The 12,416-nt window shown below is 67.7% G+C and carries 12 protein-coding genes; 6 read left to right on the top strand and 6 right to left on the bottom strand.

All coding sequences use genetic code 11. The annotated features are described in order from the left end of the window. Nucleotides 1-2 precede the first annotated feature (2 nt). From HH308_RS21430 to HH308_RS21405, 6 genes are all read right to left on the bottom strand, one after another. On the bottom strand, nucleotides 3-1,445 hold the full coding sequence (locus tag HH308_RS21430; protein WP_170196290.1) for an aldehyde dehydrogenase family protein: 1,443 nt from the start codon (nucleotides 1,443-1,445) through the stop codon (nucleotides 3-5). A 155-nt stretch (nucleotides 1,446-1,600) separates the two neighbouring features. After that, nucleotides 1,601-3,214, bottom strand: coding sequence for a sigma-54-dependent Fis family transcriptional regulator (locus tag HH308_RS21425; RefSeq protein ID WP_170196289.1), 1,614 nt, complete (start codon nucleotides 3,212-3,214; stop codon nucleotides 1,601-1,603). 149 nt (nucleotides 3,215-3,363) lie between these two features. Further along, nucleotides 3,364-3,645, bottom strand: a complete 282-nt coding sequence (locus tag HH308_RS21420) for a BMC domain-containing protein (RefSeq protein WP_170196288.1) — start codon at nucleotides 3,643-3,645, stop codon at nucleotides 3,364-3,366. Continuing rightward, nucleotides 3,624-4,445 (bottom strand): 5'/3'-nucleotidase SurE, encoded by an 822-nt coding sequence (locus HH308_RS21415; protein ID WP_170196287.1) that lies wholly within the window; start codon nucleotides 4,443-4,445, stop codon nucleotides 3,624-3,626. The genes HH308_RS21420 and HH308_RS21415 overlap by 22 nt, the downstream gene beginning before the upstream one ends. Further along, nucleotides 4,442-5,383 (bottom strand): HAD family hydrolase, encoded by a 942-nt coding sequence (locus tag HH308_RS21410; protein WP_170196286.1) that lies wholly within the window; start codon nucleotides 5,381-5,383, stop codon nucleotides 4,442-4,444. The genes HH308_RS21415 and HH308_RS21410 overlap by 4 nt, the downstream gene beginning before the upstream one ends. Before the next feature lie 2 nt (nucleotides 5,384-5,385). Next, a complete protein-coding gene (locus tag HH308_RS21405) occupies nucleotides 5,386-6,393 on the bottom strand; it encodes a DUF7064 domain-containing protein (protein WP_170196285.1) in 1,008 nt (335 codons plus the stop codon). Between the two features lie 196 nt (nucleotides 6,394-6,589). Between HH308_RS21405 and HH308_RS21400 the strand changes: the two genes are divergently transcribed. The 6 genes from HH308_RS21400 (at nucleotide 6,590) to HH308_RS21375 (ending at nucleotide 11,842) form a co-directional block, all read left to right on the top strand. Beyond that, a complete protein-coding gene (locus tag HH308_RS21400; RefSeq protein WP_170196284.1) occupies nucleotides 6,590-6,883 on the top strand; it encodes a EutN/CcmL family microcompartment protein in 294 nt (97 codons plus the stop codon). A gap of 98 nt (nucleotides 6,884-6,981) precedes the next feature. Further along, entirely contained in the window at nucleotides 6,982-7,299 is a 318-nt protein-coding gene (locus HH308_RS21395; protein WP_170196283.1) for a BMC domain-containing protein, read from the top strand. A gap of 68 nt (nucleotides 7,300-7,367) precedes the next feature. After that, nucleotides 7,368-8,744, top strand: coding sequence for an aldehyde dehydrogenase family protein (locus HH308_RS21390; protein ID WP_170196282.1), 1,377 nt, complete (start codon nucleotides 7,368-7,370; stop codon nucleotides 8,742-8,744). Between the two features lie 70 nt (nucleotides 8,745-8,814). Next, nucleotides 8,815-9,450, top strand: coding sequence for a hypothetical protein (locus HH308_RS21385; RefSeq protein ID WP_170196281.1), 636 nt, complete (start codon nucleotides 8,815-8,817; stop codon nucleotides 9,448-9,450). Beyond that, entirely contained in the window at nucleotides 9,447-10,808 is a 1,362-nt protein-coding gene (locus HH308_RS21380; protein ID WP_170196280.1) for a malate dehydrogenase, read from the top strand. The genes HH308_RS21385 and HH308_RS21380 overlap by 4 nt, the downstream gene beginning before the upstream one ends. Next, on the top strand, nucleotides 10,805-11,842 hold the full coding sequence (locus tag HH308_RS21375) for an alcohol dehydrogenase catalytic domain-containing protein (RefSeq protein WP_170196279.1): 1,038 nt from the start codon (nucleotides 10,805-10,807) through the stop codon (nucleotides 11,840-11,842). Before HH308_RS21380 ends, HH308_RS21375 begins: the two co-directional genes overlap by 4 nt. The last annotated feature ends 574 nt before the right edge of the window (nucleotides 11,843-12,416 follow it).

The raw sequence follows: 12,416 nt of genomic DNA, 5'->3' as shown, positions 1-12,416 counted from the left end.
GCTCAGGCCACCGAACCGGGGGTGCGGTTGAGGCACACCGTCTGGTGGTTGGTGTATTCGGCCAGCCCGTGCAGTGAGTTCTCGGCGCCGATGCCCGATTGCTTGTGGCCGCCGAAGACCTGGTGCGGCGAGTACTCGTGAACTTCGTTCAGCCACACGGTGCCTGCCTCGAGGCGACGGCCGATGCGTTCGACCGCCTCCAGATCATCGCCCCACACGGTCGCGCCGAGCCCCCACAGCGTGTCGTTCGCGCGCGCGACGACGTCGTTCTCGTCGGACCACTTGAGCAGCGGAAGTATCGGGCCGAACGGTTCTTCGGCGACCAACCGGGAGTCCTCCGGCGGATTGTCGACGAGCGTGACCGGTACGAACCAGCCCTGGGCGTCGGCGTCGATCTCACCGCCGAGTGCGAAGGTGTAGCCGTTGGACTTGCAGTCGTCGAAGTACTCGGTGACCTTCTCCAATTGGGGCTTGTTCTGGATCGGGCCCAACTGGGTGTCGGGCAGCGCGCCGTCGCCGACGACTATGGTCTTGGCGAATTCGACGAGTTCATCGCGGACGGCGTCGTAGACGTCATCGTGGATGTAGATGCGCTTGGCGGCGTTGCAGAACTGTGCGTTGTTCTGGAACGCGGCCCAGAAGATCTGGGGCGCAACCTTTTTGGGGTCGACGTCGGGTAGCACGATGGCCGGGTCGTTGCCGCCGAGTTCCAGCGTCAGCCGCTTCAGGGTGCCCGCGGCCGATGCCATCACGTGCTTGCCGGTCTCGGTGCTGCCGGTGAAGGCGATCTTCGCGATGTCCTCGTGGCCGGTGATCCACTTGCCCAGTTCGTCGTCGCCGGACAGGGCGCTCAGCACACCCGCCGGCAGCAGATCCTGGACGAGTTCGACGAGTCTCAGGTCGCACAGTGGGGTGAACGGTGACGGTTTGACGATGATGGTGTTGCCGGTCACCAAGGCGGGCGCGATCTTCCAGACGGCCAGCAGGATCGGGAAGTTCCAGGGCACGATCGCCCCGACCACGCCGAGCGGGGTGTGCCTGCTGATCACGCGACGCTGCGGTGAGTCTTCCAGAACCTCTTCGGGCAGTTCCTGTTTGGCGATCTCGCGGAACCAGGCGATGCTGCCGTAGACCTCCCACTCCGCCATCGCCCGTGGCTTGCCCTGTTCGGCGGTGAGCAGGTCGAGGAACTCTTCGGCGTGTTCTTCCATGCGGTCGCCGATCGCCGAGACGATCGCCTGCCGCTCGTGCAGGGGAGTGGCCGACCAGGCGGGGAACGCAGCTTTGGCAGCGGCGACCGCCTCATCGAGGTCGGCGCGCGTGGCAACCGGCGCCTGTGCGATCGGCTCGCCGGTCGCCGGGTTGAAGACCGGCGCGGTGGTCGGTGACTGCCGGCGTTCACCGGCGATGGTGTGCGTGTATTCGACGTCTACTGGGGTGCTCATCGGGGTCCTTCTCGCGGGGGCGAGTGGGCATGCGCGGTGCATGCGGCCACATCGCCCGATGAATATGGCACCCATCACTTTTCCGGTTTCGCGGCCCGGTGAGTGTTCCGATCTCGAACACTCGGCGCTGCGGCGCAGGCTCGCTCCCGCGCGGGTCAGGCCTCGATGTGGTGGTAGCGAAGCCGCTGGTACAGCGTGTTCCGACCGATCCCCAAGGCCGCCGCCGCGGCCGCTTTGTTGCCGCCGGTCTCGGCGAGCACGGCGACGATGGTTGCCCGCTCGGCCCGTTCGAGGGGCGTCGTCGTGCGCGACGGTTGCAGCCGATATCGAGGTGGTAGATCTTCGACGGTGACGTCGCCCAGCGCGCGCCCGAGCGCCGTCCGCAGAACCTTGTCCAGCTCGGTCAGATTTCCCGGCCAGTCCTGTGTGGCGAGCACCGCCATCGCCGACGGTGTCACGCGCACTCGACGCGAGGGGTCCCGGTCGGCGGCGATCGCCGCGACCAGTCGTTGGACGGTTGTGGGGAACGACGTGCCACGGTCGCGGAGCAGCGGCAGTTCTTCCTGCTCGTCGGCGCAGGCCAGCAGCGCACGGTGGTCGTCGGGCAGGTCGTCGAGCGACGACACCAGAACGACGGTTCCGCTTGCCGCCCGCAGTGCCGAACGCAGGAACGCCGCCGTCGTCGTGTCGGCTAGGTGCAGATTGTCGACGACCAGTGCGGAGGCGTCGCGGGCCCACCGAGTGACCGCAGCCTTCCATGTCGAATCGGGTACGTCGACGGCCAGGTCGACGAGAACGGCGTCGGGGCCGGCGATCTCACCGGCCCTGGTGGTCTTGCCCGTTCCGGGAGCGCCCACCACGGACACGACGCGACCGCGGAGAACCGGTGCAGCGGGCGCCGACGACGTCATGCGCGCCGACTTGTGTGGAACGACCTCGATGATCACTCCGTCGCGGCTCTGGGCCACCAGCCGCGCGCGGATGTCCACCTCGCGGCCCGACGTCAGGGCGACCGATCGCACCAACTCTGTGCCGGTGTTGCCGAGTTCGCCGGCCAGCGTGCGCAGCAGCGCATTGTCCTCGCTGCTGATCAGGTCCATCGCCGCGGCGTTGCTCAGCGCCAGGTTCTCGCCGAACAAGACGATCGCCGACTTGCTGCGTGCGGACTCGGCTTGGAATTCGGCGAACAGCCGCTGCTCACTGAGTTTGGAGCCTTCCTGCAGTCGTTGGCCGATGTCACGGACGGCACGCATCAGGAACGGTCCGAGCAGGTCGCTCTGATCGGCGACCGGACCGGTCACATCGAGTACCCCCTCCAGCCGGCGCGTGATCGGATGAATGATCGGCGCGCCGTAGCAGCAGAAGACGCGCAGCGCCTCCAGATAGTGCTCGTCCCCGGCGACCGCGATCGGCTTGCGCAATTCGAAGGCGGTGGCGAGCGAGTTGGTGCCGCTGAATTCTTCGAGGTACTGCGCGCCGGGGATCGCCTTGACCTGGTCCAGGTGCCGGTGAAGGCTCCGATTGCTCAGCCGGCGGTCGACGATCTTGGCCGAATGGTCGGCCAGCAGCACTGAGAAGCGGGTGTCGTTGAGCTCGGAGACCATGCTCGTCAGCACCGGCTGGGCCGCACGCAGCAGCCGACTGTGGCGATCGACGTCGAACAGCTGAGACTCCCTGACCTCCATGCCCGGGTCGAGCCCGCTCATTTCCGACCGTCGCCAACCCAGCGCGATCTCCGGGCGCAGGTCGGGATGATCCGTGGGCGTCATCGCTCAACTCTCACAAGTGTGTCCGGCGTCGCGGTGCGTGCCGTCGTCGGCTGTCTGTCGGCGCAAGTCTATTCCTCGGCGCGGGTGACGTCAGAAATGATCACCCGGCGATAGGTCACACGGGGTGTCGACTCGGCTGCGCCGGTTAGTTAGGAAGGGAACGACTCGTCGATGACGACCTCGGCCTCGGGATGCGGGCGCGGGATCACGTGCGATGCGTACAGTTCGCCCACTGCCGACGCTGCGACGCGGCCTGCCTCGACGGCTGCCTGAACCGCCCCGACGTCACCGTGTACGAGGACCGTGACCTGCCCGTTTCGCAGCGCCCGGCATCCGTCGAGCGTCACGTTCGCCGCCTTCACCATCGCGTCACCCGCTTCGATCGCTCCGATGAGGCCGCGGCATTCGATCATCCCCACTGCGCTTGCCATGATGACTCCTGATCAGTTGTTGTCGGTTGTGGAATCTGACGTGCCGGACTCGCCCACGGCACCGTCTCGGCGCCGCTGACCCGAAGCACCGAAACCGTCGGAAAGCCGGCTTCGACGAGGGCGATGTCGGTGCCGGGGCGTCGAATGATGTCCGGATCCCGCAGGTGCGTCCCGTTCGCGTCGTGGAACCGCTGGATGAATGGGACCAGCGTCGGCACACATCCCGCCGGACTCCACACCGCCTGGGTCAGCGGCCGGTCGATCGACGCCGCGTTGGGGACGTTGATGTTGAACGCCGCGCCGCGCGGACTGTCGGCGATCTCGTCGATGACGTCGGCGACGACACCGACCGCCGCGGCCCAGTGTCTCGGCGCTTCGTCGGGTACGTCGTCGCAGTACAGCGATACGGCTGCGGCCGCGGCGCCGTGTGCGGCGGCGACGATCGCCGCTCCCGCGGTTCCGGAGTGCAGCACGCCCGAGCCGAGATTGGAAGCGTCGTTGATTCCCGACAACACCATGTCCGGTATCGGGCCCAGCTGTCCGGTCATCGCCAGCAGCGCGATCAGCCCGGGGTGTGCGGCGATGGTGAGGACGTCGTTGGCGAAGCCGTCGACCCTCGACGCCGTGACGACCGGCGAGGCGTCGGGGTCGCGCCACAGTCCAGCGGCGCTCCCGCTCGACTGTATGCGGGGTGCCGCGACCACGACGTCGTAGCCGGCCGTTTGGGCGGCCTCGGCGAGGGCGAAGACACCCGGGCTCGCGACGCCGTCGTCGTTGGTGACCAGGACCCGCCCCTTCATCGGATGGTCCTGGCGATGGCGTCGGCGAGAACGGGGTCGAGGGTCGTCGTGCGCTGGGCATCGCGGGCGGGTGCGGGCGGTTTCGGGGGCGGCGATTGCGGTGCGCCAGCCGGTACGCGAGCGTTCCCGATGCCGCGCAGACGTCGTAGCCGACGATTGCGTACCACGCGGTCCTGTTGCGCGGTCGCGGTTTCGACGACGGCGACGCTGCATGAGCACGCGTCGTCGACGCGCCCGTACAGGTACGACAGCAACTCCTGCGGCCAGATCGCGACGAACTCGGCGCCCGCGGCGAGGAGTTGTTCCTCGGTGTGCATGCCCCAGGCCACGCCGACGGCGCGGATGCCCGACGCGACGGCGGCTTCGACGTCGCCGACGGTGTCGGTGATGAGGGCGACTTCGCGAGGATTCGCGGTGGCGTTCGGGGCGGAACGCGTATCGCCGGTCGGCTCGTCGTAGTACGCCGTGCACAGACGCCCGGACCCCACCGCGGCGTCGGACAGGAACCGCTCGATGCCGCGTCCTTTGTCGGGCTCGACGTCGCCGCCGAACACATGCGCGAAGCAGTACTCCAGGTGATTCGACCTCAGCACGCGCCTGATCACCGCGGTCGTGTTCGACGACAGCACCGCCAGCCGCGACTGCGGGACCATTTGCTTGACCACGTCGGCCAGCCCGGGCACCATCATCGGCGCGTAGTGCTCGTCGAGCGCGCTCATGAACTCGCCGACGACGCGGTCGGCGCGCTCGGTCGTGCCGCACACCTCCCGCAGCGACGCGAAGAAGTTGTCGGCGAACAGCCCGAAGAACTTCTCAGCGGTGTCGATTCCCAGGCCGTGCGCGTCGTTGATGGCGGCGAACACCTTCCACGAGGCTTCACGGGTCTGGACCAACGTGCCGTCGAGGTCGAAGATGACCGCACTGGGTGGTGGGCACATCGTCAACGCCCGACGTCGCCGCTGTAGATCTTGCACAGGTGTTGCGGACCGATGAAGTCCTGGATCTCGCCCCAGCCCGGCGTCCGGTCCTTGCCGTAGCGCCATTGCGCCAGCACGTTGTAGCCGACGGTGCCGGGGCCGGCCTGCCACGGGAAGGCGGTGCGGGCCAGCCCGGTCAGCTGGTGAGTCTGGCCACGGCTGTCGGTGACTTCCAGTTCGACCGACTTGGCGAAGAAGCCTTGACGGATGGTGCGTCCCTGCGCGTGCGACAGCCCGTAGAGCTGCCCGTGGTCCATGACGTAGCCGTGCGACAGCGTGAGGTCGGTCGGCGCGTCCGGGCCGCCGTCGGGGTCGAAGTCGAGGATCGCATGGATCGCGAAGTCGTCGGAGAAGTGCGCGTGGAGCCAGCTCATGGTGTGCCCCTGGTGCTCCGAGCGCAGGCCCCAGCTGTGGTCCATGGTCGAGACACAGTCCACCGGATACGTGCGACCCCGCAGGTTCACCTCGCCTTCGAATTTGCCGGTCTGATCGAAGTGTCCCGCGTACGCCTCACCCCAGGCGAAGGTGTCGTCGTCGGCAGCGGCCTCCAGAGCCGCTGCGACGACCGGATCCTGCTTGGGATCGTGGATGTCGAAGGCGTCGGCGAGCGCCGTGTACCGGAACGCGAGCGACACGCCGTCGCCGTTGTCGAACTCGACGTCCCAGACCCGGTTCGGTTCGGGGGAGGAGACCGAGAGTCCGTTCGCGAGTCGATAGTCGCGAAGATTGTGCGGCTGCGGAATCGCGAGGTGATGCTGCGCGTCCCAGTATTCCGCCTGCCAGGGTGCCTCCACGAACTTCGAGTTCATGGCGACCGTCGAGATGGCCACGCCGACGTTCGGGCGAAACAGCGCGTAGACGCCGACGTTGAGATGTGCTTCGGGCACGTAGAACCCGAAGAAGTTGGTCTCCGCCCACGTCGGGTCGTCGCTCGTGGGCTCGTGAAAGTCGGCGTCGTGGTCTTCGATCACTTCTGCTCCTCGTATCGGTTACTGCCTGGGTACCGAACAGCGTGCCCGCGACCGGCGACAGTCGTCACCTCCATCGAGGACAAAGACGCCCCCCGATGTTGTCCCGCGACGATAACGGTCGCAATGAGCCGCGCTGCTTACTGTGATCGCGGCCCGCCGAACGGGTCCGAGGAGTACGAACCGACGGGAGAACGCAATGCGTGTCGCACGGGTTGTCGGCCAAGTGGTTTCGACGGCGAAGCCCGCATCCATCGCCGGCCGCACCATCCTGCTGGTCCACGACCTCGACCCGGCGGCGCCGGAGCGGGTCGTCGGTACGCCCTACGCGGTCGTCGATCTCGTTGGTGCGGGTCGCGGCGAGGTGGTTCTCGTCGCGGCAGGCAGCGCCGCGCGGGTCGACGAGGAGCTGGCGAGCGCCCCCGTCGACGCTGCGGTCATCGGAATCATCGACAGCCTGATCGTCGAAAACGAGGTGACCTACGACAAATGACCGTCCCACGCGCGCAGACCGAGCCGACGCAGAGCACGCCGCGAGCGGCGACCACCACCCCCACTTCACCTGTGGAAACCAACACGAAAGGCACCACCATGGCACCAACATCAACCTCCACTCGCGGCGCGGGCGCCCTCGGTCTCATCGAGACCAAGGGCCTCGTCGGAGCCATCGAAGCCGCGGACGCGATGGTCAAGGCGGCCAACGTCCAGCTGGTCGGACATCGCGAGATCGGCGGCGGTCTCGTGACCGTGATGGTGCGCGGCGACGTCGGCGCCGTCAAAGCCGCGACCGACGCCGGTGCGGTCGCCGCGGGCAAGGCGGGCGAAGTGGTATCCGTGCACGTGATCCCACGTCCGCACGAGGAAACCGAGAGTGTGTTGGCCATCCTCACCCGTCCCAAGGGTGCCTGAGCGGGCTCAGCCGACAGCTGCGCCCACCTCGAGGTCGGGCGCGGTAGAGACGAGAAAGGCATGTTGACATGACAGCAGTGCTCGATCCCGACCTTGCGGCACTGGCGGACGTCCGTGCTCAGGTAGCGGCGACCAAAGCTGCGTTCGACGCCATCGACGGTGCCGGCCAGGACTTCTTGGACGAGATTGTGCGTGCGATGGCGAAAGCCGGCTACGCCGCGTCCGAGGAGTTGGCCCGGCTGGCCGCCGAGGAGACCGGGTACGGCGTCTTCGAAGACAAGATCATCAAGAATCGGTTCAACACGGGATTCGTCGCCGACTGGATGCTCGAACGTCGTGCGGTGGGCGTCCTGTGGGCCGACGAGGCCAACAAGGTCACCGCGATCGGCTCGCCGATGGGGCTGATCGCGGCCATCATCCCGGTGACCAACCCGACGGCGACGGTGCTGTTCAAGAGCCTCGCGGCAGTCAAAGCCGGCAACGCCGTCGTGCATGCACCCCACCCGCGGGCCGCGCGATGCTCGATCCGCGCCGCGGAGATCATGGCCGAGGCCGCGGTGAAAGCCGGTGCGCCCGAACACCTGGTGTCGTGTCTGCATCAGCCGACGCTTGCGGCCACCCAGGAGCTGATGTCGCATCGCGATGTGCGGCTGGTGCTGGCCACCGGCGGCCCCGCAATGGTCGCCGCTGCCTATTCGAGCGGCAAGCCCACCATCGCCGTCGGCGCGGGCAATGTGCCCGCGTATGTCGATCGCACCGCCCCCGACCTCGCCGAAGTCGCCACCATGCTGGTGTCGTCGAAATCCTTCGACAACGGCACCGCGTGTGTCGCCGAACAGTCGGTGGTCGTCGACGCTCCCGTCGCCGACCGGTTGGTCGACGAGATGACACGCAACGGAGTCGCTTGGCTGACGCCCGAGGCGCAATCGGCGCTGGCCCGGACGATCTTCGACGAACGCGGTGGACTGCGCCCCGACGCCGTCGGCCAGACAGCGTCGAAACTGGCTGAGCTGTCGGGCTTTTCGGTGCCGCACGGCACCAAGGTGCTCGGCGCGGAGCTGACCGCGGTCGGCCCCGACATTCCGCTCTCCAGGGAGATCCTCGGTCCGGTGCTGACGGTGTACCGCGAAGCCGACTCGGCTGCGGGCTGGCGCCGGTGCCGGGAGATCCTCGCGCTGGGCGGTGAAGGACATACCGTTGCCATCCACGCCACCGACTCCGCGGTGATCGCGAAGTTCAGCGAACTGCCCGCCGGCCGGATCATCGTCAACAGCCCCGCGCTGTTCGGCGGCATGGGCTACTCCTGCAACGTCGATCCGTCGTTCCAGCTGGGGACCGGCACGTGGAGTGGCTCGATCTGCTCGGACAACGTCACGCCGCTGCACCTGGTCAACATCAAACGAGTGGCCCACCTGGCGCGGCCGTGGCGAGGTGTCTACGAATGACCACCACTCACGCGCCCGCCGGGCGACCCGACGTCGCCGCACGACGGCACCCTCAGCAAAGGACCGACTCATGAGTCATCAGGCCACTCTGCGTACGTACGCGTTCATCGACCGCATGCAGCCTCAGTGCGCCGCGCACGTCGCCGCGACCAGCCCGGGCGATCCGCCGCTGGCGGGTATGGCCGAACTGTTCATCGAAATGGCACCCGGCAACGAGGTGTTCAAGGCCGCCGACATCGCGCTCAAGGCGGCAGGCGTGCGCCCCGCGCTGCAGATCATCGAACGCGAATTCGGCCTGCTGGAACTGCATTCGGAGCAGCAAGCCGACGTCCTGGCCGCCGGCGACGCGCTGCTCGCCGAGCTCGGCATGTCCGAGTCCGATCGGATCAAACCGACGATCGCGTCGACGCAGTTCATCACCAACGTGCACGGCTATCAGGCGCAATTGCTGAACAAATGGCGCAAAGGATCGCTTCTGATGCCCGGCGACAGTCTGTTCGTGCTCGAATGCGCGCCGGCCGCCTACATCTCGCTCGCCGCAAACGAGGCCGAGAAGGCCGCCGACATCAGCGTCATCGAGATCCGCGCGGTCGGACGTTTCGGCCGGCTGTTCCTGTCCGGCGGGGAGAGCGAAGTCGCCACCGCGCGGGACGCTGCGGTCGCCGCTCTGGAACAGCTCGACGGGGTGGCGGAGGGGAAGCGATGACCGTGCACGGTGCCGACTCCGTCGACGCGGTCATCGCGGCCGGCGCGAACCGGTTGATCGTCGGCCGCACCGACATCGTCACACCCCTCGCACGTGAACGCGCTCGCGACGCGAAGGTCGAGATCGTCGTGGAAGCGACTACGGCGTCTGCCGCTGCGGCCATCGCGGCTCGGGTACCGGCATCGACGGCGTCCGCGCCGGTGTCGGCGGCACCGGTGCCGGTGTCGGCGACGCCCGCGCCGTCGTCGGCGCGACCGGCGAGCGTGGTCCGTCGACCCGGGCCCCACGACGTGGTGGGTTCAGCGCCGCCTGCACCGCTGAGCCCACCATCACCGGCGTTGTACCGGCGGGGTGCGCCAGTGCCGGCCGACGTCCTTGTGGGACATGGCAATTCGGCGTCCCGCAGGCCGTCGAACGCCAAAGTCGGGCGGGTGACCGTGGTCGGGGCAGGGAACGTCGGCATGATCGCCGCGATGCGACTCGCCGAATCCGACGTCATCGACGAGGTGGTCCTGGTCGACATCGCAGGCCAGCGTGCCGCCGGAATCGCCCTCGACATCGCACACGCGTCGCCGCTGCTGGGTTTCGCGACACGCGTTCGCGGCGTCAACACCCTGGCTGAGGCGGGCCCCTCCGACTATGTCGTGATCACCGCCGGCAAGGCGCGCACCCCGGGCATGAGCCGTACGGATCTCGTCGACACCAACGCGGCGATCGTCGGAGCCCTCGCCGCCGACGCGGCCTTGATCTCGCCGGACGCGGTACTGCTGATCGTCACCAATCCACTGGACGAGATGACCGAACATGCTTGGCGCACATCAGGTTTCCCGACTAGTCGAGTGATCGGAATGGCCGGCGTGCTCGACTCCTCGCGCTTCCGGGCACTCACCGCATCGAGGGCCGGAGTCCACCCCCGCGAGGTGTCAGCCGTAGCGCTGGGCAGTCACGGCGCAGAGATGGTCATGCCGCTGTCGCAGGCCACGGTGTCGGGGCGGCCGGTAACCGAGGCGCTGTCCGGGGCGCAAGTCGATGCCCTGGTGGACCGCGCACGGAACTCGGGGGCCGAGGTCGTCGGTCTGCTGAAGTCGGGCAGCGCGTTCTTCACGCCCGGGCTGGCCGCGGCGCGAATGGTCTTGTCGATGATCGACGAGACCGGTGAGGTCCAGGCCGCCACCGTCGCGCCGCACGGCGAATACGGCATCGACGCCGGATACGTGGGTCTGCCGGTCCGGCTCGGTCGGCGTGGTCTCGACGAGATCGTCGAAGTACCGTTGACCGACGCCGAGCGGCGTGAGTTGCGCACCGCGGCCGACCGTATCGCCGAACGCGTCAGCGCACTGAGCGCGGTCACGTCATGAAGGCCGTCACCTTCGCCGGCGCCGGGACGGTCGAGGTAGCAACAGTCGCCGACCCGGTGTTGTCCGACGCCGCCGACGCGGTGGTGCAGGTGCGTCGTGCCGGCATCTGCGGCACCGATCTGCATCTCATCGCCGACGGTGATGGACTGACGGCGGGCACCGTGATGGGCCACGAGTTCGTCGGGGTCGTCGTCGACGTCGGTGCCGCGGTCCGCGGACTGTCGATCGGCGACCGGGTCGCGGGTGCGGACTTCACCGCGTGCGGCGCCTGCTGGTGGTGCCGGGCAGGCAACCAGTGGGAATGTCGGTCGCGGTCGTTCTTCGGCAGCGGCACCGCGTTCGGTCCGAGACTCGACGGCGCTCAGGCCGAGTATGTGCGGGTTCCCTTCGCGGATGTCACGCTGCAGAAGCTACCGCCGGAATTGAGTTGGGAAGCCGCGCTGTTCCTCGGGGACATCCTGGCAACCGGGTACGCCGCCATCCGGCGCGCGGACTTCCGCCCGGGTGCGACAGTAGCGATCGTGGGCGGTGGTCCGGTGGGGCAGATGGCCAGCCAAGCGGCGCAGGCCTGCGGTGCCGGCGCGGTGATCGTCGTCGAACCCGTCGCGCAACGCCGCGACCTGGCACAGGAGTGCGGTGCTCTCGCCGCCGCGCCCGACGACGCCCGCGCGGTGATCGACCAGTTCACCGACGGGCGGGGTGCCGATGCGGTGGTCGAGGCGGTCGGCGGAAGCCTCGGCCTGGACTCGGCCCTTTCGCTGGTCAGGCGACGCGGAACGGTCGTGTCGGTGGGTGTCCATTCGGCGGCGCAGTGGCCGCTGCCGGTCGCTCGCGCCTTCGCCGACGAGCTGACGCTGTCGTTCGCGATCGGCAACGCCATCAGGGACCGGGACGAACTCGCGGGACTGCTGGCCTCGGGCGTCATCGACCCGACCGTCGTCATCGACGGCCGACTAGATTTGGCCGACGCCGCACAGGGTTACGCGGATATGGCACAGCGCCGCAGTGTGAAGACCATTCTGAGGATGGAGTAGGGGCAGCGTCCACACCTGTCGGTTGGGCGAGGCGAAGTTGCCCTCTGCTGGTTGAGCCGCGAGGAGCGCTAGCGACGAGCGTGTCGAAACCCCTGTACCACAATACATTTGACGGTAGCGCACGTGTCGAACCGTGATGGTATCGAACATCGAGGCGTGGCATCAGCAAGGTGTACACGCGTCACTTGCCGGGTGTCATTGCCGATATTGGCGCACCTCATCGAAAGTCGTTGTGGCTGAAAGGTTTCGACACGGACTAAGCTACCGCAACTTCGACTCGGCTAGCGCGTCGGTCAGCACGGCGCTCGGACCGGCTCAACCCGGATCCACCGACGGTGGACCTATTTCGCTGGTTGAGCCGGTCCGAGGCGCTAGCCGAGGTCCGTGTCGAAACCACGGTGACACAACAGATTTCGCGCGACCCCTCATCTCACGTCCGATCGTGTGATCAACTCCAGTCGGATGCACCCAACAGGTGCATCCGACGGTAGCGCCGACACTGCAGTCCCTGACCAGCCGCGACTCACCGAAATCCGTTGTCTCACCGTGGTTTCGACACGCTCGTCGCTAACGC

Source organism: Gordonia asplenii (assembly GCF_012933505.1).
In the GTDB taxonomy this organism is placed as follows: Bacteria; Actinomycetota; Actinomycetes; order Mycobacteriales; family Mycobacteriaceae; genus Gordonia; species Gordonia asplenii.
This window is presented reverse-complemented; position numbering and strand designations above follow the sequence as displayed.